This window comes from Flectobacillus rivi, from assembly GCF_030056655.1.
Lineage (GTDB): Bacteria > Bacteroidota > Bacteroidia > Cytophagales > Spirosomataceae > Flectobacillus > Flectobacillus rivi.
This window is the reverse complement of sequence record NZ_JASHIE010000008.1, coordinates 136,709-159,833: the sequence shown is the minus strand read 5'-3', so window position 1 is coordinate 159,833 and position 23,125 is coordinate 136,709. Positions and strand designations below refer to the sequence as shown.

Below are 23,125 nucleotides of genomic sequence, written 5' to 3'. Positions count from 1 at the left end.
AATGTCGTAAGCCAGTAGGCTAAAGCATATCTTATGGCTTGAATTTTTCATATACTTCTTTGCCTGTTGCTGCGTCCTTGCCCCAAAGCTCGATATAGTTAACTGATGGCATCAAACCGCTCTCATCTACACTCACAAATACTTTTTTTAAGACTTGCATTTTTCCGTTAATAGGAAACAATGCAATTGGCTCGCCATGGCTATCTAATTTTACAATAAATCTTCTTTTACGATATGCCAAAAAGTGACCTTCATAAGCATTGGCTTCACCTTCCAGAGCGCTAGTATGTAAGCCATACGCCAACGTTCTTTGAATATTTGACAACTCCTGCTTTTTACCACCTTCTGTATATCTAATCCAATAAGTGTGGACAGGATTTTTGTGGTCTAATTTATTGTTAGGCAATACATTAGCGTCATAGAGGATAGTGTTGATATTGGAGCTACGCTGAATATAAAAAAGGCGATTTGGCCCATCGGCTGGAATAGGAAACTGTTCGACTGATGCGGGAGTATTATGCTTATTCTTTTGCGCAAAGCTTTCTGAGTGATTAACGAATAATGACAGAGATACTACAAAGGTGAATATGGCTGTCTGAGTGACTTTTAAGAGTTGCATTATTTTTGAAATAGTCCTGTTATAAATTTAAGTCTGCAAAGGTAATCAACGCCGTTGAGTTAATCCGTAACAGAAGGTTAGTATTTTGTAAAAAAATGAAGACGAAACAAGAACGAAGAGAATGTGTAAAGTGACATATTGGCTTCTGATTATCAGGTCGCAGTAGTTATTTTTTGTAAAAAATAATTACTTTAGAAAATCGGATTACTTATTTGCTCAATCTCTAATCATTCAATTCATGTTAATTCGTCAAGCGTCCACAAGCGATTTGCCCTCAATTCTTCAGTTATATGCAGACGTGCTAGACAAGGGGAAGGTATTATCTGTACCAGAAGCAGAAGCGTTGTTCCTGAAAATGTCCAACTATCCCAATTACAAAGTGTATGTGGCAGAGCTAGATAATCAAGTTGTAGGTACTTTTGCGTTACTCATTATGGATAATCTGGCACATCAAGGTACGCCATCAGGAATAGTCGAAGATGTAGCAGTACAAGCAAGTTTGAAAGGAAAAGGAATTGGCAAGCAAATGATGCAATATGCCATGCAAGTTTGTGGCGAAGCTGGTTGTTACAAACTAGTTCTTTCAAGCAACCAAAAGAGGGTAGAAGCGCACGCTTTTTATGAATCCTTAGGCTTTGATAAACACGGCTTTAGTTTTCTTGTTCCTACGCTTCTCTAAAGAGGAAAAAATAATATCTTTTTGTTTTTTTATAAAAAAAGTACTAATTTTGTACCAGAAAAATTAGGAAGAGGGGTCGGAAATCCCTCTTTTTTATTTTGTATTACACATTCAGACCAGAAAGTCATAGAGGAGGGTGAAGTGGTGGTTTTCTAGAGTTTTTCATCTTCATGCTTTCTTTTTTCTTTCCTGTAGGCTTCAAAAACAAGTATGTTAAAAGATAAAATTGCAGAAATGCTTGAACCACTTCTCGAAAACGGATTGTTTTTCGTGGTGGATTTACAAGTCAATGTCCTAAAAACACGTATCAATATCACGATTTTAGTGGATTCTGATGAGGGCATCAAAATTGAGGAATGTGCCAAGATTAGCCGAAAATTAGCTAATGGTATCGAAGCACAAGAACTCATTCCAACAGCTTATAACCTTGAAGTGTCTTCTCCAGGTATCGACCAGCCTTTAGTATTGACTCGCCAGTACATCAAAAATATTGATCGTACTCTCAAAGTTCAATTTAAAGATGGAGCTGAGAAGGTAGGCGTGTTGCAAGAAGTAAAAGAAGATGGAATCATTCTGTTAGAAGAACCTAAGAAGAAATTGAAAAAAGGTGAAGTAATCGAGCCAGAATTTATTCCATTTTTGAATATAGAAAAAGCAAAGGTACAAATATCGTTTAAATAGTGGCTGCGTTACTTGGCGTAGAACTTGTTGAGCGAATTAGTCATAATTCAAAACTCCAGAGTCTTTTCTGTCAAGTTATTCAATCATTAAAAATTATGAACCAATGAATAGTGCAGAGTTAATAGCGTCGTTTGCGGATTTTGCCAAAGAGAAAAGCGTTGACCGCCCGACGATGATTAAGGTGTTGGAAGAGGTGTTTCGTACAATGATTCGTAAAAAATACGGAACAGACGCCAACTTCGATGTAATCATCAACCCGGAAAGCGGGGACTTAGAAATGTGGCGTACCCGCGAGATTGTCGATGACAACTCAGAAGATATTTGGGACTATGACAAAATTCCATTGGAAGAAGCTCGTAAAATTCAGCCTGACTTCGAAATTGGCGAAGAAGTGGCTGAATTGGTAAAGCTAGAAGACTTTGGTCGCCGTATTGTTCAAACGGCTCGTCAAACCCTAATCCAAAAGGTTAAGGACCTTGAAAAAGAAAGTCTTTACGACAAATATAAAGACTTGGTAGGTGAGATGGTTTCTGGCGATGTTTACCAAATTGTTGGTAAAGAATTAATCATTTCTGATGCAGAAAAGAATGAATTGATTTTGCCTAAAGCAGAAATGATTTCTAAAGATCGCTACAAAAAAGGTGAGCCAGTACGTGCGGTTATCCACCGTGTAGAAATGAATAATGGTACGCCAAAAATCATTTTGTCTCGTACTTCTCCTGTATTTTTGGAAAGATTATTCGAACAAGAAATCCCTGAAATCTATGATGGTCAAATCATGATTCGCAGAATTGTACGTGAGCCAGGCGAGCGTGCTAAAGTAGCTGTTGAATCGTATGATGATCGCATTGATCCAGTAGGAGCTTGCGTGGGTATGAAAGGTTCTCGTATTCATGGAATTGTTCGTGAATTACAAAATGAAAATATCGATGTTATCAACTATACCGAAAACCTTGAGTTGTTGGTAGCGCGTGCTCTTAGCCCAGCTAAAGTAAGCTCGATGAACATTGATAAAGAGCGTAAACGTATTGCGGTGTATTTACAACCAGATCAAGTGTCTTTGGCAATTGGTAAAGGTGGACAAAACATTAAGCTTGCTGGTAAATTAGTAGGCTACGAACTAGATGTGTACCGTGACATCAAACAAGAAGAAGTTGATGATGAGGATGTGGATTTGACAGAATTCTCAGACGAAATCGAAGACTGGATCTTGGAAGAGCTTCACCGTATTGGTCTAGATACAGCCAAGCAAGTACTTAAATTGAGTAGCGAAGAACTTGTTCGTCGTACTGAATTGGAAGAAGAGACAGTGAACGAAGTACTGTCTATTTTACGTTCTGAGTTTGAATAAGATTGATTGAGTGAATGATAGAATGATAGAATAGTTGTTCGAAAATTTCGAGCTTAGGCTTGAGCATATCATTTACTCAATTCAAAACTATTCTATCATTCAGTCCGGTCAACAGGTTTTCTCAAATAGGCTTCTATTTGATGAAAATGCAGACAAAACAGAAACATTCATAACATTAATCAATTAGTATTATAGAAAAGGAGATAAGCAAAAGTATGGCAGAAGATAAAATGATGCGTTTGAGCCTTGTGGCAAAGCAGATTAACGTGGGTATCTCAACCATTGTTCAGTATCTCTCTGCCAAAGGTCATAAGGTTGATAACAACCCCAACACCAAGTTGAATTTTGAGCAGCTAAAATTATTGGCGAAAGAATATCGCAATGATAGCTTACTCGAAGGTATGCAACCAGCAGCACCAGTTGTACCAAAAGCAGTAGAGGAAGCACCAGCACCAAGTCCTAAAAAACAGGATGATGGTATGCCTCTGTACTTCCGTGAAGGAGCAAGTGATGCAGGAAAAGCAGAAGATAAACCCAAAGAGGTAGTAACTTCGACTGAGCCTGAGAAAATCTCAGCTCGTGCAGAGGTAACTTTCAAAGTATTAGGAAAAATTGAATTAGACGGAAAAGGAAATCCTGTGCCACCAAAGCCAGTAACACCACCTGTTGAACCCAAGCCAGAGCCTAAAGTTGAAAGTGTCATTGTTGAAACGCCTGTAGTCGAAACCAAAGCGCCTGAAGCACCACAAGCAACAGCGACTCCTACAGAAACGCCAGCTCCAGTAGCACCAACTCCGATTACTGCTGAACCTAAAGCTGAGTTACCAGTAACAGTAGCGCCGACACAGAATGAGAATACTCCTAAAGAGGAGGTAGTTGTTGAAAGTAAAAAAGTAATTGCAGAAGAAAAACCAACAGTTAAAGCTGAACCTGCTCCAGTGGTAGAAGAGAAAAAACAGCCAGAGCCACAGCCACAACCTGTAGCTAAAACAGAAACGCCTACTGCTGCTGAAGTAAAGGCACAACCTCATGCTCAAGGGCATCAAGGCAATCGCCCGCAACAACATAATCAGCAAGCGAATCAACAGCGCAACAACCAACAGAATCATCAAGGCCAAAAGCCTAACAATAATCAGTCAAATCAAAACAAACTGCAAAATCCTGTGCAACAGCCACAACAGCCTAAGCCACAGCCAAAGCGTTATGATGAGGTTCCTACAGATAGAAATATCGAGCTTATCGAAGCTAAAGGAGAAACCTTAAAAGGCTTAACTGTATTAGGTAAAATTGAATTACCAGTAGAACAGCCTCGTTCTTCTAATAACAAAAACAAGAAGAAACGTAAACGTATTAAGCCTGCTGAAAAGGTTACTGAAGCAGAAATCCGTAACGAAAAAGGTGCACCTCGTCCTAAGAAAGACGAACCTAACAAACCTGGAGATGGTAACAAAAAACCTCAAGGACCAAATTCTGGAGGTGGAAATAACAACCATAACCACAATAACAATAATAATAACAACAGTAACAATAATAACAACAAGAAGAAGCCTAAAAAGGACGAAAAAGAGGAAGTTTCTGACAAACAAATTCAGGAACAAATCAAAGCGACAATGGCTCGTCTTCAAGGACAAACCTCAAAAGCAAACTTTGGTGCAAAAGAACGCCGTGAAAAACGTAAAGTTCGTGCCGAGCGTGAAGAAAAACGCCAAATGCGTGAAGAGGAAGAAGCAAAAATCCTTAAAGTTACTGAATTTATTTCTGCTAGCGAGTTAGCGTCATTAATGGATGTTTCTGTAAACGAAGTAATCTCTACTTGTATGAGTTTAGGTATGTTCGTTTCAATCAACCAGCGCCTTGAAGCAGATATTATTGCGATTATTGCTGAAGAGTTTGATTTTGAAGTACAATTTGTATCAGCAGAAGAAGAAGTTGAAGCTGCTCTTCAAGAAGAAGCAGATGCTCCTGAAACTTTAGAAATGCGTGCTCCAATCGTAACGATTATGGGCCACGTTGACCACGGTAAAACTTCCTTGCTTGACTACATTCGTCGTGCTAAAGTTGCCGCTGGTGAAGCAGGTGGTATTACTCAGCACATTGGTGCTTACTCTGTAAAACAAGAAGATGGTCGTCGTATTACATTCTTAGATACTCCTGGTCACGAAGCCTTTACAGCGATGCGTGCTCGTGGTGCTAAAGTAACCGACGTTGCTATTATTGTGATTGCTGCCGATGATGCCGTGATGCCTCAAACGGAAGAAGCTATCAACCACGCAATGGTAGCAGGTGTACCAATTGTATTTGCATTCTCTAAAGTAGATAAGCCTGGTGCCAATACAGATAGAGTTCGTGAGCAATTAGCTGCCCGTAATATCTTGGTGGAAGAATGGGGTGGTAAATACCAATCTCAAGAAATCTCTTCTAAATCAGGTATGGGTGTCAACGAATTACTTGAAAAAGTATTATTAGAAGCAGAATTACTAGAATTGAAAGCCAATCCAAACAAACGTGCCGTTGGTACGGTTGTCGAAGCATCTTTGGACAAAGGTCGTGGTTATGTAGCCAATATCTTGGTTCAAGCAGGTACGCTTCGTGTTGGTGATATGATGTTGGCTGGTGCACACTACGGTCGTGTAAAAGCAATGTTTGACTATCGTGGTAAGAAATTGAAAGAAGCTGGTCCAGCTACTCCAGTACAAGTACTAGGCTTGAGTGGTGCCCCAGCTGCTGGTGATAAGTTGAACGTAATGGAAAATGAGCGTGATGCACGTGAAATTGCAAACAAACGTGAGCAAATTATCCGTGAACAATCATTGCGTACTCGTAAGCACATTACACTCGAAGAAATCGGTCGTCGTAAAGCAATCGGTACATTTAAAGAACTTAACGTTATTGTTAAAGGTGACGTGGACGGTTCAGTAGAAGCGTTATCAGATTCATTATTGAAGCTTTCGACAGAAGAAGTACAAGTACGTATTATCCACAAAGGTGTTGGTCAAGTATCCGAGTCAGACGTATTGTTGGCTTCTGCTGCCGATGCCGTTATCGTGGCATTCCAAGTACGTCCAAGTACAAACGCTCGTCGCTTAGCTGAAACTGAACAAATCGAAATCCGTACTTACTCAGTAATCTACCAAGCAATCGACGAAATTCGTGATGCAATGGAAGGTTTATTGGCTCCTACGTTCGAAGAATCAGTTACTGCTAATATCGAGGTTCGTGATGTATTCAAAATCTCTAAAGTTGGTACTGTGGCAGGATGTTACGTATTGGACGGTAACGTTAAACGTAATAACAAAATCCGCGTAGTACGTGACTTCGTAGTAGTTCATGAAGGTGAAATCTCTGCTTTGAAACGTTTCAAAGATGATGTAGCTGAAGTGAAATTTGGATACGAATGTGGTCTTTCTATCAAAAACTTCAACGATATTCAAGAAGGTGATATCATCGAATGTTACGAAATGAAAGAGGTTAAGCGTACGCTTTAATATTGAAGAGTTGAAAGTGTTAAGCATTAAATATGCTTAAGCGCAACTCACTTTATATAGTAAAAGCACCGTAGGTGTGACAATAACCCCACAATGTTGGGTAAGGTCGCACTTACGGTGCTTTCTTTTGAAGCGAATCAACATCTTCTGTAATCCTGATACTAAAGAATGTTCCTACTTGATATCAATAGGAACACCATTAACGGCATATCCAGTAATTTTAATCTCTGTGCGACGATTCGCTGCGTGTTCTACTTCACTACAATTTATCCCATCAGCACATTTGTTGATTAATTGGCTTTCACCATACCCTTTTGCAGAAATACGAGTCTTCGCTATTTTTCCATGATTTACAATATATTCCACAGCAGCTTCGGCTCTTTTTTGTGAAAGACTTAAATTATAATCAGCACCAGCTCGACTGTCGGTGTGTGAGCCAAGTTCCACACTTATCCCAGCATTATCAGTTAATAATTGGATCAACTTATCTAATTCTTTTGCAGCATCAGGTCTGATATTTGCCTTGTTAAAGTCGTAAAGAATGTTTTCGACTTTGAATATATCGTTCAATTTGATACGCTTCATTCCGATCGCTCCTTCGATGAGGTCTGTTCCACCACCCATTCTCGACATATTTTCAATTTCAATACCTGCAATACAAAATACTTTTTGAGGGTCTTGTAAATAACAAGCTGCGTTGAAATTAGCTCTTTTGGTTAAATACCTTGTTCGCTGTCCAACAATATCATAATCAAAACCTCTTTCAAGCATAAAAGTGGCATATCCATCGAGTACTACTGTCGAGTCCGCTAGCTTGTTTTTTGTTAAGTTGATTAATTTAAGATATGCGCCTGTGAGTTCCTCTTGTGTTTCTTTGTCATATACCCTTATTTTAACTTGATATTTTTTGGCAGGTTCTTTCATTCCTTGCGAAAAAATGAACGTTGAAACAAGGCAGAACAAACCCATAAGGGAGATTTTGAGGAGTGTGTTTTTCATGATTTAAAATAATGTTTAATAGAAGTTGGGCAATTTTAATGAAAAATATATTTCAAAATGCTTATTTTACGTTTTCTATTTGCAAACTAGTTTAACTATTTCAATCTTTTGAGAGAACATAGGATGAAAAAGCTATATTTATCACTATCAATATTCTTAGGAATGCTATCGGCGCAGAGTTGTGACGAAGCAATCAGTCCCAATGCCGAAATGATAGCTTCGCTTCAGTTAATAAACGCAAGAAAGAAGCTATTAGTAGATAAAACTTGGAAGTTTTATTTATACGTGACCAAAAATCCCGATGGCTCTACTTTTACAAATTATTCTGTAAAAGATGGTATAGGACTTTCTTCCGACTATGCAAAGTTTACTTATACCTTTAAGTCTGATGGTACCTTTGTGTTGTCGTCTGCTAATACCTCTCTTCAAGGAAAATGGGAGCTTAGTTCAGATGGAAATGCCATTAGTACTCAAATTGGCGTTGGCTCACCGATTACGTATGCTATAGAGACTCTAACGAGTGATGAGTTAGAAATCGAATCCAGTTCAAGTAAATTGAAGCTGAAAATTTAAGATATATCGCTCGAATGCGTATGATATAAGCCCGTAAGAATAAAAACCTTACGGGTCTTTTTGTATCTTTGTGGTCTGTTAAAAAAAATCATAAGATATTGACAATGCAACAAGATATTATAGTAATTGGTGGCGGAATCGTTGGTTTGGCAACGGCACTCAAAATAAAAGAACAACGACCTGAGTTGAAAGTGTTGGTATTAGAAAAAGAGACCGAAGTAGCCAAACATCAAACAGGTAACAACTCGGGTGTAATTCACTCAGGTTTGTATTATAAACCAGGGTCACTAAAGGCTACTAATTGTATTCGTGGCTATAATATGCTGATTGATTTTTGTGAAAAAGAAGAAATACCATTCGAGATTACAGGCAAGGTAGTAGTAGCAACAAATGAGGAGCAACGACCTTTATTGAATAACCTTTATGTGCGTGGTCAGCAAAATGGCTTGGAAGGGCTACGTAAGATTTCGGCACAAGAAGTAAAAGAATACGAACCTTATGTAACGAGTGTAGAAGGTATGTGGGTACCTCAAACGGGTATTGTAGACTATAAGGTGGTAAGTGAAAAATATGCAGAAAAACTTCGTAGTTATGGTGCAGAGTTGAATTTTGGAGAAAAGGTAATCGGAATAACAAAAGGACATTCTTTGTCTATCGTTAAAACCGAACGAAATACTTACGAGACCAAATTAGTGATAAATTGTGGTGGTTTGTATTCTGACAAAGTAGCTCAAATGTCACAAGAAAATCCCATCAACGTTCGTATTATTCCATTCCGTGGTGAGTATTACAAGATTCGTCCTGAAAAACACTATTTGGTAAAAAACCTCATCTATCCAGTACCAGATCCTAATTTCCCTTTCTTGGGCGTTCACTTTACTCGTATGATGCGTGGTGGTATCGAGGCTGGTCCAAATGCTGTATTAGCATTCCGTCGTGAAGGATATAAGAAAATGGATATTAATGCGAAAGAACTTTATGAAACGCTTACTTGGCCAGGCTTCCAGAAGGTAGCAATGAAATATTGGGAGACAGGTTTGGGCGAAATGTACCGTAGTTTCTCAAAAGCAGCCTTTACCAAAGCACTCCAAGAGCTTATTCCAGATATTCAAGAAAGTGATTTGATTGAAGGTGGGGCAGGAGTTAGAGCACAAGCTTGTGATCGCGAAGGAGGTCTACTTGATGATTTCTCGATTATCGAAGATACAAAAGTGATCAATATCTTAAATGCTCCATCGCCAGCTGCAACCTCGTCCTTATCGATTGGGCAAACGGTATCTGAAATGGCATTGAAACGTTTTTAAGAATAAGTCTATTAATTTGGAATAGTAATGCCTAAAAAATTACTTAAATCCAATAATCCAGTATAGTTACCATTCTTAATACCTTTGATATTTTTATTTGATAATATAACTTATATTTGTTTTACTAATCCACCAAGTACAGAGATAGTTACTAGCGAATTAGATATTTCTCTAAATTAATGTAATTTTTTCTGGCTATAATAATAAAAATATTACAAAACGTTTAAAGTTTCATTACATTCTTTTAATTTGCAATGTTTTAGCAAATACATTTACGCTAAAATAACCACTTAAAAAATTGCGTTTGTAGTTCTGCCCAACCGCACACGCTAACCATGAGATCAAAACGTTAAACTTTATTTTGTACAATTTTAGAAATGGTAAAGTTTGAGAATAAAACCTTCACCCTCGGTGAGAAGTTAACCGATGAACAAAAGGAGTATTTCCGCAAATATGGAATTATTCAGTTCAAAAACTTCATAAATCAAGATACAATAAAACTTTTCATCAGCGAGTTGCAAAAAATCGAAAAGCAATGGCTTGATGAAGGTGTTGAAAAAATCAATGGTATTCCGCTGAAGTTCGGGAAGAATGAAAATGGGGACAAGATGATTCAGCGTATGTGCTTTACTAACAAGTACAGTAAAGTATTGGGCGAATTAGTTAAAGATCCTCGTTTGCAATTGCTGATCGAATTGTTAGCACCTTACGATGGACGTATCAGTGAGAATGAAAAAGATGGTCTTGTATTTAACCATTATATCAACGCTCAAAACTCGAAATTCTCGCAAATGGGATGGCATACAGACAGCCCTCGTGATTTGTTCTTGGGACAGAAAATCCTTCCTATGCTCAACGTAGGGATTCACTTGGATGACTGCCCAATGTCAAATGGAGGATTGAGAGTATTGCCTGGTACTCAAAACCAAAGTGTGTTGAAGTTGTTGTTCGGTAAAAAACAATTTATCGATCATACACCAGATGCTCGAGAAGTAGGTTTTGATATCAATGCTGGAGACTTAACTGTACACGATGGTCGTTTATGGCATCGCGTAGAAGTATCTCCAAACTTTGGTGAAGCTTCTCGTCGTCGTGTAATGTATGTGCCAATTATTACTGGTAAATACATGCCAAAAGATTCTAATAGTAAAACTCCTTTCTACCACAGATTTGCAAAAGTGGTTCAGAAATAAGTAAGCAGGAGTTATTCCTAATGTTCAAATTAGGATTATTCTCCAAGCATCAAAAAAGCGGTCGAAAAACAATTTTCGACCGCTTTTTTGATTAATGATACATCTTCAGAAGCAAAGCATTGCGTTTCTACTGGTGAAATGTAGGGTAAAATAATTACTCATTCGCTTAATCCTAATTCACTAAATTTTATAGACCACCAAACGACATTTTCTCCATAAAGGATTGCAAAATAATGGTGGCAGATACCTTATCTATATTTCCTTTCTGACTTCTGTCTTTTTTAGAAGCGCCTCCAAGTATCATAGACTGTAAAGCCATACGTGACGTAAAACGCTCATCGTGTAAATGAATTGGCTTTTCAGGAAAAGCTTTTTGTAGATGTTTCACAAAAGTTTTTACATGTACCGTATTGTTGGTGTCTGAGCCGTCCAAATGCACTGGCATTCCTACCACAAAGCATTCAACTTCCTCTTTCTTTGAATAATCTATCAAATATTGAATGACATCTTTTGAATGCACTGTATCCAAAGCCGATGCAATAATTTTGAGCGGGTCAGTCACAGCTAGCCCGACACGCTTGGTTCCATAATCTACTGCAAGTACACGTCCCATTGATTTTAAGTTAGTTTTAACAAAGTTACGTCAAAATGATTGGTCAGGTAGTAGTTTTTTGTAACTTTATATAGATTTGAAAGTATGAAGATTAATTAAATTAGCATGATGAAGGATAAGCAGCCAGTTAATAGTTCACTTGTCGTCAAACTTCCCATTATTGTGGCTATTTCGGTCGTAGGAGGAATGCTTATTGGAGCCAACTTTTTTGGAGGACAATCCAAAATGAGTAATATTTCTCGTGGAGTAAACAAATTCAGAGAAATCCTTTCACTTGTCGAAACGAGTTATGTTGACTCTGTCAATACCGATACATTGGTAGATTTTTCTATCAAAAAAATGCTCGAAAAACTAGATCCACACACAGCCTATTTTGGAACGGAAGAGGCTGCTATGGCTCGTACGCAATTAGAGTCAGGATTTGATGGTATTGGTATCGAATACAATCTTTTCAATGATACGGTGTATGTAATGAGTGCGATGCCAGGTGGCCCTGCTGAGCTAGTGGGTATTCGCAGTGGTGATATGCTCGTGGCAGCCGACGGAGCTTCTTTAGTGGGTCCCAAGGTCAACTCAAATGTTATTTTCAATAAACTTCGAGGAAAAAGAGGTACGGAAGTAAAAGTAGAAATTTTGCGTCATGGAGAGTCATCTCCACATACTTATACGGTTACACGTGACAGAATTCCTACTTTTTCGGTAAGTGCAGGATACATGGTCGATAATCAAACGGCATATATCAAGATAGATCGATTCATGGAGTCTACTTATCAAGAGTTTCGCAATATTTTGACCATACTTAAAAACCAAGGTGCCAAGCGTCTTATGTTAGATTTGCGTGGAAATCCTGGTGGATATAAAGATAGAGCTGAAAAAATAGTTGATGAGCTACTGGGTGGTGACAAAATGATTGTGTACACCGATGGTAAAGGAACACAGTATGATTCCAAAACCATGACGAAGTTTGATGGTATCTTTGAGAAAGGTGCTGTCATGGTACTCATTGATGAAAATAGTGCTTCGGCATCGGAAATCGTGGCTGGGGCTTTACAAGACAACGACCGTGCCTTGATTGTTGGGCGTCGTTCCTTTGGTAAAGGATTAGTCCAAATGCCAGTGAGTTTATCAGATGGCTCTGAACTACGATTAACGATTTCTAGATATTATACTCCAAGCGGACGAAGTATTCAGAAACCGTATTTATTAGGACATGAAGAGGAGTACGATAAGGATTATGATGACCGTATTAAACGAGGAGAGTTATTTAATTCGGATAGCATCAAATTTAACGAGAAGCTAAAATATCGTACCACAGGCGGTAGAATTGTATATGGAGGTGGTGGTATTACGCCAGATGTATTCGTAGGTCGTGATACAACCTATTACACAAAATATATTTCAGACCTATGGGGTAAAAATATCATTCGTGAAATAGCCCTCGACTATGCCAATAGCCATCAAAATGAACTTAGCAAACAGTCATTTAAAGATTTTAACAAGCAATTTATGGTTTCTGATGAGATGTTAGCTACTCTTAAGGATTTGGCAAAGCAAACAAAGGTAAAACATAATGAAAAGGAATATCAACGTTCACTTCCTTATATAAAAGCTCAAATAAAGGCCTATATCGCTAGGAATGTTTGGTCAAAGAAAACAATCAATAACGGCTTGAATAATGAATATTATCAAGTAATGAGTACCACTGACGAAACTTTTCAGAAAGCATTAAGAAGCTTCGAAAAAGCCGAAAAGTTAGCAAGAGGTGAGTTAGTCGAAACACTTTCTCATTCTCTGAAAAGATAAAAAAAGCTCGGTTATAATTAACCGAGCTTTTTCTTTACCCCCTTATATTTCTTCGTAATCGACTCAATGATTGAGGTGTAATGCCTAAAAAATTAGAAAGATATACTTGTGGCACTCGATTGATTAGCTCAGGTTGGAATTTGAGAATCTTTTCGTAACGCTCTTGTGCTGTTTCTGATATAAACGAACGCAATCTAATTTCTTGCTCGAGGGCTACCTGCTCGTAAGTCAGTCTCCCAAATTTATCCCAGTTATGATATTGGCTACATAACTTTTCAAGAGTTTCTTTCGAGATAACACAAATATCAGTATCCTCTATAGCCTGAATGTAATCATTACTCGGTTGATTGAGTACATAACAAGTCATACTGGTTACAAACTGGTTTTCTAAGGCTAATTGAAAAGTGGTTTCTTGGTTATTTTGCACAAAAAAAGTCCTCATTAAGCCCTTGTTGATAAAACCAATAGCGGTATTATATTCACCAGACTTGATGAGATATTCTCCTTTTTTAATAAACTTTTCTTCAAAGAGGCTATGAGCGGCTGCGATTTCTTCATCAGTAAAATCTACAAAGCGTCTCACAAATGCAATCATATTGGGTTTCATAAAGTAAAATCTTGTTAGAAGAGATTAACTTTGAATAAGTATCAATGCTTATTGATAGGTTATTAGCGTAATCGTCAATTTAAGTTTCGATTTTTAAATATAAGTATTTGGAAGAAGTATTTAAGACATTGTAGAATATTATCTGCCAGAGAAAGGAATAAATCTTTTTAAAGGAAGTATTCTACTAAGTAAAAGAATAATTAACCATTGATAAACAACTCATTTGTAAAATGCAACAGTATGTAATTTATGCCTATGATGGCACCGACGAACAAGCCCTTGAACGTAGAATGGCTGCCCGTCCACATCATCTAGTTGTGGTAAAGCAACTCAAAGCTAATGGTAATTTTATTGTTGGAGGGGCTATTCTCAACGAAGCAGGCAATATGATTGGCTCGACGATGCTAGTACAATTCGAAACAGAAGAGGCATTGTATAATTGGTATAACAACGACCCTTACATAACAATGAAGGTTTGGGAAAAAGTAGAAATCAAGCTCTTTAAAATCGCAGATGTATAATCAAAGATGTTTGGCAATCACATATTCTGGCTGATTGCCAAACATTTTAAAATTAAGTAAATAACTGACTAATCTTCGAAAGAGGTTTCATCCAAAGAGTATACCATTTTGGTTGCAATTGATTGAGCTCCCAAGCACGACGGTCTTCCATATTGGCACGGTAGCGGTGTTTCCACGATGCTGTACTCGTACCACCATTTCTCATCGTCATCAATACCTTAGGAAGGTAACCCGCAGATAGCTTATGTTTGTACATCATGCGAAGCATAAGCTCATAATCTCCAGAACAAGTGAAGTCCGTGATATAGTTACCGTATTTCACAAAAGCCTCTCTTTTGATATAGCATGAAAGATGTGGTGGCATCCAACCTTTCAGCCAATTTTCAATCTTATATTCTCCCGAACTCCAATACCTAACAATTTTTTCTTCGTTATCAGGATTGATGTATTGTAAATCTCCGTAAATAACATCTTTTCCCGTTTGGATAAAGGCCTCTGCTACATGACCCAATACGCTGGAATTAGGTAAAAAATCATCTGAACCAATTGTGCCAACAACATCGCCAGTAGCCAGCTTTAGTCCTTTGTTTAGCGCATCATAGATTCCTTTATCTTTTTCTGAAATATACTTAATGCGGTCGCCATACGATTTTAATATATCCGCTGTCCCATCTTTTGATGCTCCATCCACAACGATATATTCAACATTGGGATAGTCTTGTGCCAAAACGCTATCAATCGTTTGTTTGATAGTTGCTTCACTATTAAAAGAGACAGTAATAATGGTTATTTTCATAAATCAAGGTATTAATATTTTACAAAGATAAAGAAGACCATTGGTTTATGAAGGATAACTATTCTTTGAAGCTCTAAATATTTACGATATGAAATAAATACATTTAATCTTCTATCAAATCAGCTATGGATAATAGAAAAACATATTTGATTTTATTGATAAAAAATAAAACAAATGCCAGTCAACTCTGGATTGAGTTGTAGAAAAAAAGGAGTAACTTGAGATTTTTGAAACGAGTTATTCAAGTCCCAATTTTCAAAGACTTATGTATATTTTACCAAATAAAGAAAAGAATACTTACGATGCCATTGTGGTGGGCTCGGGTGTAAGTGGCGGATGGTCAGCCAAAGAACTTACCGAAAGAGGACTGAAAGTTTTGGTGCTCGAACGTGGTCGAATGATTGAACACGTAAAAGACTATCATACAGCATTGATGAACCCTTGGGAGTTTCCACATGGGGGACAAGTGCCGCTTGAGGAAATGAAGAATTATCCTATTCATCAACGTACAGGATTTACGATTACCGAATCAACCAAACATCACTTTGCCAAAGACATAGATTTTCCTTATGTCGAAGAAAAACGCTTTGATTGGATTCGAAGTTGGCAGGTTGGAGGAAAGTCTATTACTTGGGGGAGAGTTTCTCTGCGCTTGAGCGATATGGACTTGGAGGCTAATGCCAAAGAAGGTATAGGAGTGGATTGGCCTATTCGTTACAAAGACCTTGCTCCTTGGTATGCCCATGCCGAAAAGTTTGCAGGTATTGCAGGCAATCGTGATGGTATTCCTCATTTGCCTGATGGTGTTTACCAGCCACCCATTCCCATGACTTGTGTTGAAGAGCATTTCGGGAAAGAGCTCAAAACAAAATTTCCTAATCGTCATGTGATTCACTCACGTACCGCAAACCTTACTCAGCCAACACCTGAACAATTGGCATTGGGGCGTGCTAAGTGCCAACTTCGAGATATGTGTATGCGAGGATGTCCGTTTGGTGCCTATTTTAGTTCGCAGTCTGCCACTTTTCCTGCAGCACGCAAAACGGGTAATCTTACTATTCGTCCACACTCAATTGTCAACTCCATTATATACGATGAGAAAAAAGGGAAAGCAACAGGTGTAAGAGTTATTGATGAAAATACCCATGAGTGGACGGAGTTTTATGCAAAGGTGATTTTCTTGAATGCTTCAGCATTAGGTTCAACCTATATTTTGATGAATTCTACTTCCAATCGCTTCCCGAATGGATTAGGTAATGACAGTGGTGCGCTGGGACACTATTTGATGGATCATCATTTTGGGATTGGTGCACGAGGAAAGCATGATGGTTATAATGATAAGTATTACCTAGGGCGACGTCCCAATGCGATTTATATTCCTCGTTATCGGAACATTGGAAGCGATAAGCGTGATTACTTACGTGGATTTGGCTATGAAGGAGGTAGTTCAAAAGATAGAGGAGAGTCGCAAGAAGAGTTTGGCGCTGATTTTAAAACACAAATTACACAGCCACTCGGAGAGTGGAATTTAGATATTATGGGATTTGCAGAAACATTGCCAGATTATAAAAATCATGTCAGATTGAGCAAAGACCAAAAAGATAAGTGGGGACAGCCACAAATGGTTATGTCAGCAGCATTTGGCGAGAACGAACGTAAAATGCGAATCGATATGAAAAATGATGCGGCCGAAATGCTCGAAGCTTCAGGTTTTAAACATATAGAAACGTATGATTATGAACCAGGCTTTGGTTTGAGTATTCATGAGATGGGTACTGCACGGATGGGGCGCGACCCCAAAACATCAGTTTTGAACTCACATAATCAAGTTTGGGGATGTTCAAACGTCTTTGTAACCGATGGCGCTTGCATGACGTCATCATCTAATGTGAATCCATCGCTTACGTATATGGCATTATCGGCGAGAGCAGCAGACTTTGCAGTAAAAGAATTGAAAAAAGGCAATTTATAGTCGATTTATACAACGGAGATAAGTAGGTCAAAAGGAGGAATATGCATAGGCATTTCCTCCTTTTTTTTAAGGGTAAAAAAAAACTAAAAAAAAATATTTTTTTTTAGTGTAACTCATTGTATTTCAAAAACTATTCTCTAATTTTGCAGTCCAATTAGGGCGCCACGATTCGCTGTGTCTTACAAAGGGTTGGCAGAACTCAGTAAGAAATTAGAGAATACGAATCAAACGGCAAACTTCTTTGGAAAGTACAACCACGCAGCCCGCAAAGAACTACAGTGGTTGATTAGTGTCAGAACTGATACTGGCTTGCTTTACTGAATGCCCAGTTTGCAAAGTTGAGTATTAAGCTACACAGGACTCGTCTCACGAGCATAGCCTCGTCCGCACTTTTCTTGTCGCTTTTTTCCTCAATTTTCTGTCACTCAAATAGTTTTGAGATTTTTTTGTGTACTTTTTTGTTAGTGCCAAATAAAATCCCGACCTTTGCAGTCCGTTTTGCGTCGAGCCAATAGCTCAAAAACGTAACTCGTTGTAAATAAGTTTTTTATTTTATTTTTTAACGTTTTATTCAATAATAAAATGTCTGGAATTATCGGAAAAAAAATCGGTATGACTAGCCTCTACAACGCGGATGGCACTGCTGTTCCTTGTACGCTAATCGAAGCCGGCCCTTGTGTTGTAACGCAAGTAAAAACAGTAGAAAAAGAAGGCTATAGCGCTATTCAGTTAGGCTACGGCGAGAAGAAAGAGAAGCACACTTCTAGACCATTATTGGGTCACTTCAAAAAAGCTGGAACTACTCCAAAGAAGAAATTGGTTGAGTTCAAGTCTTTCGAACAATCACTTGAATTAGGTGCAGTTATCACAACTGAGCTTTTTGTAGAAGGCGATTTCGTTGACGCAATCGGTACTTCAAAAGGTAAAGGTTTCCAAGGTGTTGTTAAGCGCCATGGATTTGGTGGTGTAGGTGGTCAAACACACGGTCAACACAACCGCGGACGTCACCCAGGTTCAATTGGTGCATGTTCATTCCCATCTCGCGTATTCAAAGGTCTTCGCATGGCAGGTCGTACAGGTGGTAACCGCGTAAAAGTTCAAAACTTACAAGTATTGAAAGTTTATGCTGAGAAAAACCTTATCGTAGTGTCAGGTTCAGTACCAGGAGCGAAAAACTCTTATGTTATTCTTGAAAAATAATCAATTTGAAGATTTGAAAGGATGCTAGCCTTTCACACAATTGTAGGTTCGGCCATCAAGAATAAAGATTTTCAAATTTTCAAATTCACAAATTTTCAAATTGAAAAATGGAATTATCAGTATTAAATATACAAGGCAAAGATTCAGGTAAGAAAGTAGTACTTTCTGACGAAATCTTTGGTATCGAGCCAAACGAGCACGTTGTTTGGTTAGATGTAAAGCAATTCTTGGCTAACCAGCGTCAAGGAACGCACAAAGCAAAAGAAAGAGCTGAAGTTGCTCGTTCAACTCGTAAGTTGAAGCGTCAAAAAGGTACAGGTGGTGCTCGTGCAGGTTCAATGAAGTCACCATTGTTCAAAGGTGGTGGTCGTATTTTCGGTCCAGTTCCACGTGACTACTCTTTCAAATTGAATAAAAAGGTTAAAACTTTGGCTCGTCAGTCTGCATTTGCTGCAAAAGCACAAGCAGGTGAGGTTTCTGTATTAGAGAACTTCTCTTTGGAAACTCCAAAAACTAAAGGCTTCTTGGCTATCTTGAATGCATTGGCATTGACAGATACTAAGACTTTGGTGATTTTGCCAGAAGATAACCAAAACATCTACTTGTCGGGTCGTAACTTGCCAAAAACTAAAGTTATTTCAGCAGCGCAAGTAAACACGTATGACTTAGTAAATGCAACTCGTCTTGTTATCTTAGAAGATGCTGTTGCAAAAATCGAATCATCTTTCAGCAAATAGTTATCAGTATTTAAGCTGGTGACAATTAACGTCATAAAGAAATGAGCATCATCAAAAGACCAATTCTTACTGAAAAAACTCAGGAGTTGCAGAAAGGCGGTCAGTACGTTTTCGAAGTAGCAGTAAAATCAAACAAGATTGAAATTGCGAAAGAAATCAAGAAAATGTACGGAGTTGACGTAGAATCTGTAAATACACTTCGTCAATTTGGTAAGAAAAAATCAAGAAGTACAAAATCTAAAATCACAACTGGTTATACTTCTACTTTCAAGAAAGCAGTTATTACAGTAGCTAAAGGCGAAGTAATCGATTTCTACGAAGGTATCTAAGACCAGTGAGAAAGCGAAAGCTTTCAAACAATTTATGGGTGTTCACCCCGATAATTTGAACAAACTAGAGAAATGGCAGTTAGAAAATTAAAACCAACGTCTCCGGGTCAACGTCAACGTATCGCTCCAACTTTCGAAGAAATCACAGCTTCGAAACCGTATAAACCGTTGTTGGCTCCAATTAAGAAAACAGGTGGTCGTAACGCCTTTGGTCACCGCGCAATGCGCTATATTGGTGGTGGTCACAAGCGTCGTTATCGTTTGATTGACTTCTATCGTGATAAATTTGACGTAGAAGCAACAGTATTAACAATTGAATACGATCCAAACCGTACAGCTCGTATCGCATTGATCGAGTACACAGATGGTGAAAAATCATACATCATTGCTCCTTCAGGTTTGAAAGTTGGTCAGACAGTAATGTCTGGTACAGTAGTAGCTCCTGAAGTTGGTAACACAATGCCATTGTCAAGCATTCCAGTAGGTACAATTGTACACGCTATCGAGCTTCGTCCTCGTGGTGGTGCTGAATTAGCTCGTTCTGCAGGTACTTATGCTCAATTGTTGGCTCGTGATAGCAAATATGCTACATTGAAGTTGCCTTCAGGCGAAATGCGTATGGTGTTAGTTAACTGTTTGGCTACAATTGGTTCAGTATCTAATGCTGACCACATGAACACAAACTTGGGTAAAGCTGGTCGTCACCGTTGGTTAGGCCGCCGTCCAAGAGTTCGTGGTGTAGTAATGAACCCAGTTGATCACCCAATGGGTGGTGGTGAGGGTCGCTCTTCAGGAGGTCACCCACGTTCACGTAACGGCTTGTTAGCGAAAGGTAAGAAAACTCGCGACAAGAAAAAGCATTCAAATCGTCTAATCATCAGTAGAAAGAAATAATACATAGATGGCACGTTCATTAAAAAAAGGACCTTATATTGACTACCGCCTTGACAACAAAGTAATTGCTATGAATGAGTCAGGTAAAAAGTCAGTTATCAAAACTTGGTCAAGACGTTCAATGATTTCTCCTGATTTCGTTGGACACACTTTCGCAGTGCACAACGGTAACAAGTTTATCCCAGTATATGTAACAGAAAACATGGTAGGACATAAACTTGGTGAATTTGCTCCAACACGCAATTTCCGTGGTCACATCGCTAAAAAAGATAAAGGCAAAAGATAATAGGGGATAGTGGAATGAGGATTGCGGATTGTAAGATTCAATCCTGATAATCCAAAATCCCAGAACCTAAATCCGAAATTATAGAAATGGAAGCAATAGCTAAATTAAACAATGTTCCGACTTCACCTCAGAAAATGAGAATCGTGGTAGACATGATTAGAGGTCAGAAAGTTAACAAGGCTTTAGGTATCTTGAAATATGAGCCTAAAGTTGGTGCTAGATTTGTTGAGAAATTGTTACTCTCAGCAATTGCTAACTGGCAAAACAAGCACGAAGACGTTAAGTTGGAAGATGCTGACTTATACGTTAAAACCGTTACGGTAGATGGCGGTAGCTCTTTGAAGCGTTTGCGTCCAGCTCCACAAGGTCGTGGGTACAGAATCTTGAAGCGCTCAAACCACATTACATTAGTGGTTGCTTCTGCAAGTGCTCCATCAATCGTAACATCAGAAGAATAATTAGAGAAAACATCTAAATATCATAAAATGGGACAGAAAGTTAACCCCGTTGGTCTTAGACTTGGTATCGTCAGAGGTTGGGATTCTAACTGGTACGGCGGTAAAAATTTTGCCGACAAGTTAGTTGAGGATGAAAAAATCCGTAAATACGTAGCCGCTCGTATTCCAAAGGGTGCAATCTCTAAGGTAATTATTGAGCGTACTTTGAAACGTATTACTTTGACTATCAATACTGCTCGCCCAGGCGTAGTAATCGGTAAGGGTGGTCAAGAAGTAGATAAAATCAAAGAAGAATTAAAGAAAATCACAGGCAAAGATGTTCAAATTAACATCTTTGAAATTAAACGTCCTGAGATTGATGCTAAATTGATTGGCGAAACTATCGCTCAACAATTAGAAGCACGTATTTCTTTCCGTCGTGCTATGAAGCAAGCTATTGCTTCTGCGATGAGAGTAGGTGCTCAAGGTATCAAATTGAAACTTTCTGGCCGTTTGGGTGGTGCTGAAATGGCTCGCTCAGAAGGATACAAAGAAGGACGTATTCCTCTTCATACTTTGCGTGCCGATATCGACTATGCAGTATCTGAAGCTTTGACAGTTTATGGTAAAATTGGTATCAAAGTTTGGGTATGTAAAGGCGAAGTGTACGGAAAACGTGATCTTTCTCCAAACGCTGGTATGTCAGCTCAACAAGCTGGTGGCGATTCTCGCGGTGGTAACCACAATCGTGGTGGTCGTGATGACGATAACGGACGTCGTGGACGCGACAACCGTGGTGGCCGTGGTGGCGATCAGCGTCGTAACAACAACAATAACAACAACCGTGGTGGTGGTAAAGGAGGAAATACCAACAACAGAGGAGGCGGTAAGAGATAATTTTTAATCTTAGTTTCAAGTCGCAAGTCCTAAAGCTACTCCAAAGTACTTTAAGACTTACGACTTAAAACTGCAAGACTTCATAAGACAATGTTACAACCAAGAAGAACCAAGTTCCGTAAGCAACAGAAAGGTAGAGTGAAAGGTTTGGCTACTCGCGGTCATGAAATTGACTTCGGTACATTCGCTATCAAAGCTCTGGAGCCAGGACGTATCACTGCTCGTCAGATCGAAGCAGCTCGTATCTCAGTAACTCGTGCAATGAAACGTGAAGGTCAGGTTTGGATTCGTATCTTCCCTGACAAACCAATCACTAAGAAACCAGCCGAAGTTCGTATGGGTAAAGGTAAAGGTGCTCCAGAATACTGGGTAGCTAATATCAAACCAGGAACTATCTTATTCGAATCTGCTGGGGTACCTTTGGAATTGGCACAAGAGTCACTTCGTTTGGCGGCTCAAAAATTGCCACTTCGTACTAAATTCGTAGTTCGTAGAGATTATCAAGAATAGTATATCATGTCGTTGGAAGCCTCAAAACTTCTAACGACTCCATGACTGATAAAATAATGAAGAACGCAGAAATCCAAAAATTGAGCCTAGATGAGTTGAAAGCAACTCTAGCTTCAGAAAAAGATGCTTTGGCACGTTTGAAGTTTGCTCACGCTATTTCTCCAATCGAGAACCCTTTGCGCTTGCGTGAATCTCGCAAATTGATCGCTCGTTTGGAAACTGCTATTACAGCAGCTTCTAAATAATAGGAATTTCCTATCATTTTATTTAAACTGAACAGACCTCATCAACATACCGCTTGAGGTCAATCTAAAACAACCAAATCCAACGATGGAAAGAAATCTAAGAAAAGTAAGGATTGGGCGTGTGGTGAGCAACAAGATGGATAAATCTATCACCGTCGCCGTAGACAGAAAAGTTAAGCACCCTCTTTATGGTAAGTTTATGTTGAAAACTTCCAAATTGATGGCTCACGATGAAAATAACGAATGTGGAATCGGTGACACAGTGAAGGTTATGGAAACCCGTCCTTTGTCAAAGAACAAGCGTTGGAGATTAGTTGAAATTATCGAGAAAGCGAAATAATTCACTACTCCAGTTTTTATCCAACGTTCAACATCACTTCCCTATTCAGTTAGT

The 23,125-nt window shown here is 38.7% G+C and carries 25 protein-coding genes; 20 read left to right on the top strand and 5 right to left on the bottom strand.

The annotated features are described in order from the left end of the window. Positions 1-31: 31 nt before the first annotated feature. Positions 32-619, bottom strand: coding sequence for a DUF4833 domain-containing protein (locus QM481_RS12245; protein WP_283371021.1), 588 nt, complete (start codon positions 617-619; stop codon positions 32-34). Between the two features lie 238 nt (positions 620-857). Between QM481_RS12245 and QM481_RS12240 the strand changes: the two genes are divergently transcribed. The 4 genes from QM481_RS12240 to infB all read left to right on the top strand — a co-directional run bounded on the left by QM481_RS12240 (position 858) and on the right by infB (position 6,815). Continuing rightward, positions 858-1,298 (top strand): GNAT family N-acetyltransferase, encoded by a 441-nt coding sequence (locus QM481_RS12240; RefSeq protein WP_283381969.1) that lies wholly within the window; start codon positions 858-860, stop codon positions 1,296-1,298. 210 nt (positions 1,299-1,508) lie between these two features. Continuing rightward, positions 1,509-1,979, top strand: a complete 471-nt coding sequence (gene rimP / locus QM481_RS12235) for a ribosome maturation factor RimP (protein ID WP_166549687.1) — start codon at positions 1,509-1,511, stop codon at positions 1,977-1,979. Between the two features lie 103 nt (positions 1,980-2,082). Then, complete coding sequence (gene nusA, locus QM481_RS12230) at positions 2,083-3,330, top strand: transcription termination factor NusA (RefSeq protein ID WP_095160765.1); 1,248 nt, start codon at positions 2,083-2,085, stop codon at positions 3,328-3,330. Positions 3,331-3,545: 215 nt separating this feature from the next. Then, entirely contained in the window at positions 3,546-6,815 is a 3,270-nt protein-coding gene (infB, locus tag QM481_RS12225; protein ID WP_283381968.1) for a translation initiation factor IF-2, read from the top strand. A 174-nt stretch (positions 6,816-6,989) separates the two neighbouring features. Here infB and QM481_RS12220 read toward each other — a convergent pair whose 3' ends face one another. After that, complete coding sequence (locus QM481_RS12220; protein ID WP_283381967.1) at positions 6,990-7,814, bottom strand: OmpA family protein; 825 nt, start codon at positions 7,812-7,814, stop codon at positions 6,990-6,992. Between the two features lie 123 nt (positions 7,815-7,937). On the opposite strand from QM481_RS12220, the gene QM481_RS12215 reads away from it, so the two are divergent. The 3 genes from QM481_RS12215 (at position 7,938) to QM481_RS12205 (ending at position 10,884) form a co-directional block, all read left to right on the top strand. After that, positions 7,938-8,387, top strand: a complete 450-nt coding sequence (locus tag QM481_RS12215) for a lipocalin-like domain-containing protein (RefSeq protein ID WP_166549690.1) — start codon at positions 7,938-7,940, stop codon at positions 8,385-8,387. A gap of 104 nt (positions 8,388-8,491) precedes the next feature. Further along, a complete protein-coding gene (gene lhgD, locus QM481_RS12210) occupies positions 8,492-9,691 on the top strand; it encodes an L-2-hydroxyglutarate dehydrogenase (RefSeq protein ID WP_283381966.1) in 1,200 nt (399 codons plus the stop codon). 377 nt (positions 9,692-10,068) lie between these two features. Then, positions 10,069-10,884: a phytanoyl-CoA dioxygenase family protein gene (locus QM481_RS12205; RefSeq protein WP_166549692.1), complete on the top strand. Its 816-nt coding sequence runs from the start codon at positions 10,069-10,071 to the stop codon at positions 10,882-10,884. 187 nt (positions 10,885-11,071) lie between these two features. Here QM481_RS12205 and ruvX read toward each other — a convergent pair whose 3' ends face one another. Next, positions 11,072-11,497 carry a Holliday junction resolvase RuvX gene (gene ruvX / locus QM481_RS12200; RefSeq protein ID WP_166549693.1) on the bottom strand — a complete coding sequence of 142 codons (426 nt, stop codon included), beginning with the start codon at positions 11,495-11,497 and terminating at the stop codon, positions 11,072-11,074. A gap of 105 nt (positions 11,498-11,602) precedes the next feature. On the opposite strand from ruvX, the gene QM481_RS12195 reads away from it, so the two are divergent. Next, a complete protein-coding gene (locus tag QM481_RS12195; protein WP_310589665.1) occupies positions 11,603-13,300 on the top strand; it encodes a S41 family peptidase in 1,698 nt (565 codons plus the stop codon). Between the two features lie 34 nt (positions 13,301-13,334). On the opposite strand, the gene QM481_RS12190 is transcribed toward QM481_RS12195, so the two are convergent. Then, the gene (locus tag QM481_RS12190; protein ID WP_166549694.1) at positions 13,335-13,907 is read right to left on the bottom strand and encodes a Crp/Fnr family transcriptional regulator; all 573 of its coding nucleotides are present in this window, start codon (positions 13,905-13,907) and stop codon (positions 13,335-13,337) included. Between the two features lie 230 nt (positions 13,908-14,137). Between QM481_RS12190 and QM481_RS12185 the strand changes: the two genes are divergently transcribed. Next, complete coding sequence (locus QM481_RS12185; RefSeq protein ID WP_283381965.1) at positions 14,138-14,428, top strand: YciI family protein; 291 nt, start codon at positions 14,138-14,140, stop codon at positions 14,426-14,428. A 52-nt stretch (positions 14,429-14,480) separates the two neighbouring features. On the opposite strand, the gene QM481_RS12180 is transcribed toward QM481_RS12185, so the two are convergent. Continuing rightward, positions 14,481-15,224 (bottom strand): glycosyltransferase family 2 protein, encoded by a 744-nt coding sequence (locus tag QM481_RS12180; RefSeq protein ID WP_283381964.1) that lies wholly within the window; start codon positions 15,222-15,224, stop codon positions 14,481-14,483. A 265-nt stretch (positions 15,225-15,489) separates the two neighbouring features. On the opposite strand from QM481_RS12180, the gene QM481_RS12175 reads away from it, so the two are divergent. The 11 genes from QM481_RS12175 to rpsQ all read left to right on the top strand — a co-directional run bounded on the left by QM481_RS12175 (position 15,490) and on the right by rpsQ (position 23,071). Further along, a complete protein-coding gene (locus QM481_RS12175; protein WP_166549697.1) occupies positions 15,490-17,196 on the top strand; it encodes a GMC oxidoreductase in 1,707 nt (568 codons plus the stop codon). A gap of 582 nt (positions 17,197-17,778) precedes the next feature. After that, positions 17,779-18,396, top strand: a complete 618-nt coding sequence (rplC, locus tag QM481_RS12170) for a 50S ribosomal protein L3 (RefSeq protein WP_166549698.1) — start codon at positions 17,779-17,781, stop codon at positions 18,394-18,396. 107 nt (positions 18,397-18,503) lie between these two features. Further along, a complete protein-coding gene (rplD, locus tag QM481_RS12165; protein WP_166549699.1) occupies positions 18,504-19,133 on the top strand; it encodes a 50S ribosomal protein L4 in 630 nt (209 codons plus the stop codon). A 41-nt stretch (positions 19,134-19,174) separates the two neighbouring features. Beyond that, positions 19,175-19,462: a 50S ribosomal protein L23 gene (gene rplW, locus QM481_RS12160; RefSeq protein WP_095160753.1), complete on the top strand. Its 288-nt coding sequence runs from the start codon at positions 19,175-19,177 to the stop codon at positions 19,460-19,462. A 72-nt stretch (positions 19,463-19,534) separates the two neighbouring features. Further along, positions 19,535-20,356 (top strand): 50S ribosomal protein L2, encoded by an 822-nt coding sequence (gene rplB, locus QM481_RS12155; RefSeq protein WP_166549700.1) that lies wholly within the window; start codon positions 19,535-19,537, stop codon positions 20,354-20,356. A 7-nt stretch (positions 20,357-20,363) separates the two neighbouring features. Continuing rightward, positions 20,364-20,642 (top strand): 30S ribosomal protein S19, encoded by a 279-nt coding sequence (rpsS, locus tag QM481_RS12150; RefSeq protein WP_095160751.1) that lies wholly within the window; start codon positions 20,364-20,366, stop codon positions 20,640-20,642. Between the two features lie 86 nt (positions 20,643-20,728). Then, positions 20,729-21,100, top strand: coding sequence for a 50S ribosomal protein L22 (rplV, locus tag QM481_RS12145; protein WP_095160750.1), 372 nt, complete (start codon positions 20,729-20,731; stop codon positions 21,098-21,100). A gap of 27 nt (positions 21,101-21,127) precedes the next feature. Continuing rightward, on the top strand, positions 21,128-21,976 hold the full coding sequence (gene rpsC, locus QM481_RS12140) for a 30S ribosomal protein S3 (RefSeq protein ID WP_095160749.1): 849 nt from the start codon (positions 21,128-21,130) through the stop codon (positions 21,974-21,976). A gap of 90 nt (positions 21,977-22,066) precedes the next feature. Beyond that, positions 22,067-22,486 (top strand): 50S ribosomal protein L16, encoded by a 420-nt coding sequence (gene rplP, locus QM481_RS12135; protein ID WP_095160748.1) that lies wholly within the window; start codon positions 22,067-22,069, stop codon positions 22,484-22,486. Positions 22,487-22,542: 56 nt separating this feature from the next. Continuing rightward, positions 22,543-22,731, top strand: a complete 189-nt coding sequence (rpmC, locus tag QM481_RS12130; protein WP_095160810.1) for a 50S ribosomal protein L29 — start codon at positions 22,543-22,545, stop codon at positions 22,729-22,731. A gap of 85 nt (positions 22,732-22,816) precedes the next feature. Beyond that, complete coding sequence (gene rpsQ / locus QM481_RS12125; RefSeq protein ID WP_095160747.1) at positions 22,817-23,071, top strand: 30S ribosomal protein S17; 255 nt, start codon at positions 22,817-22,819, stop codon at positions 23,069-23,071. The last annotated feature ends 54 nt before the right edge of the window (positions 23,072-23,125 follow it).

What these genes read in the sequence shown, in the direction of transcription:
- QM481_RS12245 (WP_283371021.1), bottom strand. Translation starts at nt 619, where the DNA reads ATGCAACTCTTAAAAGTCACTCAGACAGCCATATTCACCTTTGTAGTA.
- QM481_RS12240 (WP_283381969.1), top strand. Translation starts at nt 858, where the DNA reads ATGTTAATTCGTCAAGCGTCCACAAGCGATTTGCCCTCAATTCTTCAG.
- rimP (WP_166549687.1), top strand. Translation starts at nt 1,509, where the DNA reads ATGTTAAAAGATAAAATTGCAGAAATGCTTGAACCACTTCTCGAAAAC.
- nusA (WP_095160765.1), top strand. Translation starts at nt 2,083, where the DNA reads ATGAATAGTGCAGAGTTAATAGCGTCGTTTGCGGATTTTGCCAAAGAG.
- infB (WP_283381968.1), top strand. Translation starts at nt 3,546, where the DNA reads ATGGCAGAAGATAAAATGATGCGTTTGAGCCTTGTGGCAAAGCAGATT.
- QM481_RS12220 (WP_283381967.1), bottom strand. Translation starts at nt 7,814, where the DNA reads ATGAAAAACACACTCCTCAAAATCTCCCTTATGGGTTTGTTCTGCCTT.
- QM481_RS12215 (WP_166549690.1), top strand. Translation starts at nt 7,938, where the DNA reads ATGAAAAAGCTATATTTATCACTATCAATATTCTTAGGAATGCTATCG.
- lhgD (WP_283381966.1), top strand. Translation starts at nt 8,492, where the DNA reads ATGCAACAAGATATTATAGTAATTGGTGGCGGAATCGTTGGTTTGGCA.
- QM481_RS12205 (WP_166549692.1), top strand. Translation starts at nt 10,069, where the DNA reads ATGGTAAAGTTTGAGAATAAAACCTTCACCCTCGGTGAGAAGTTAACC.
- ruvX (WP_166549693.1), bottom strand. Translation starts at nt 11,497, where the DNA reads ATGGGACGTGTACTTGCAGTAGATTATGGAACCAAGCGTGTCGGGCTA.
- QM481_RS12195 (WP_310589665.1), top strand. Translation starts at nt 11,603, where the DNA reads ATGATGAAGGATAAGCAGCCAGTTAATAGTTCACTTGTCGTCAAACTT.
- QM481_RS12190 (WP_166549694.1), bottom strand. Translation starts at nt 13,907, where the DNA reads ATGAAACCCAATATGATTGCATTTGTGAGACGCTTTGTAGATTTTACT.
- QM481_RS12185 (WP_283381965.1), top strand. Translation starts at nt 14,138, where the DNA reads ATGCAACAGTATGTAATTTATGCCTATGATGGCACCGACGAACAAGCC.
- QM481_RS12180 (WP_283381964.1), bottom strand. Translation starts at nt 15,224, where the DNA reads ATGAAAATAACCATTATTACTGTCTCTTTTAATAGTGAAGCAACTATC.
- QM481_RS12175 (WP_166549697.1), top strand. Translation starts at nt 15,490, where the DNA reads ATGTATATTTTACCAAATAAAGAAAAGAATACTTACGATGCCATTGTG.
- rplC (WP_166549698.1), top strand. Translation starts at nt 17,779, where the DNA reads ATGTCTGGAATTATCGGAAAAAAAATCGGTATGACTAGCCTCTACAAC.
- rplD (WP_166549699.1), top strand. Translation starts at nt 18,504, where the DNA reads ATGGAATTATCAGTATTAAATATACAAGGCAAAGATTCAGGTAAGAAA.
- rplW (WP_095160753.1), top strand. Translation starts at nt 19,175, where the DNA reads ATGAGCATCATCAAAAGACCAATTCTTACTGAAAAAACTCAGGAGTTG.
- rplB (WP_166549700.1), top strand. Translation starts at nt 19,535, where the DNA reads ATGGCAGTTAGAAAATTAAAACCAACGTCTCCGGGTCAACGTCAACGT.
- rpsS (WP_095160751.1), top strand. Translation starts at nt 20,364, where the DNA reads ATGGCACGTTCATTAAAAAAAGGACCTTATATTGACTACCGCCTTGAC.
- rplV (WP_095160750.1), top strand. Translation starts at nt 20,729, where the DNA reads ATGGAAGCAATAGCTAAATTAAACAATGTTCCGACTTCACCTCAGAAA.
- rpsC (WP_095160749.1), top strand. Translation starts at nt 21,128, where the DNA reads ATGGGACAGAAAGTTAACCCCGTTGGTCTTAGACTTGGTATCGTCAGA.
- rplP (WP_095160748.1), top strand. Translation starts at nt 22,067, where the DNA reads ATGTTACAACCAAGAAGAACCAAGTTCCGTAAGCAACAGAAAGGTAGA.
- rpmC (WP_095160810.1), top strand. Translation starts at nt 22,543, where the DNA reads ATGAAGAACGCAGAAATCCAAAAATTGAGCCTAGATGAGTTGAAAGCA.
- rpsQ (WP_095160747.1), top strand. Translation starts at nt 22,817, where the DNA reads ATGGAAAGAAATCTAAGAAAAGTAAGGATTGGGCGTGTGGTGAGCAAC.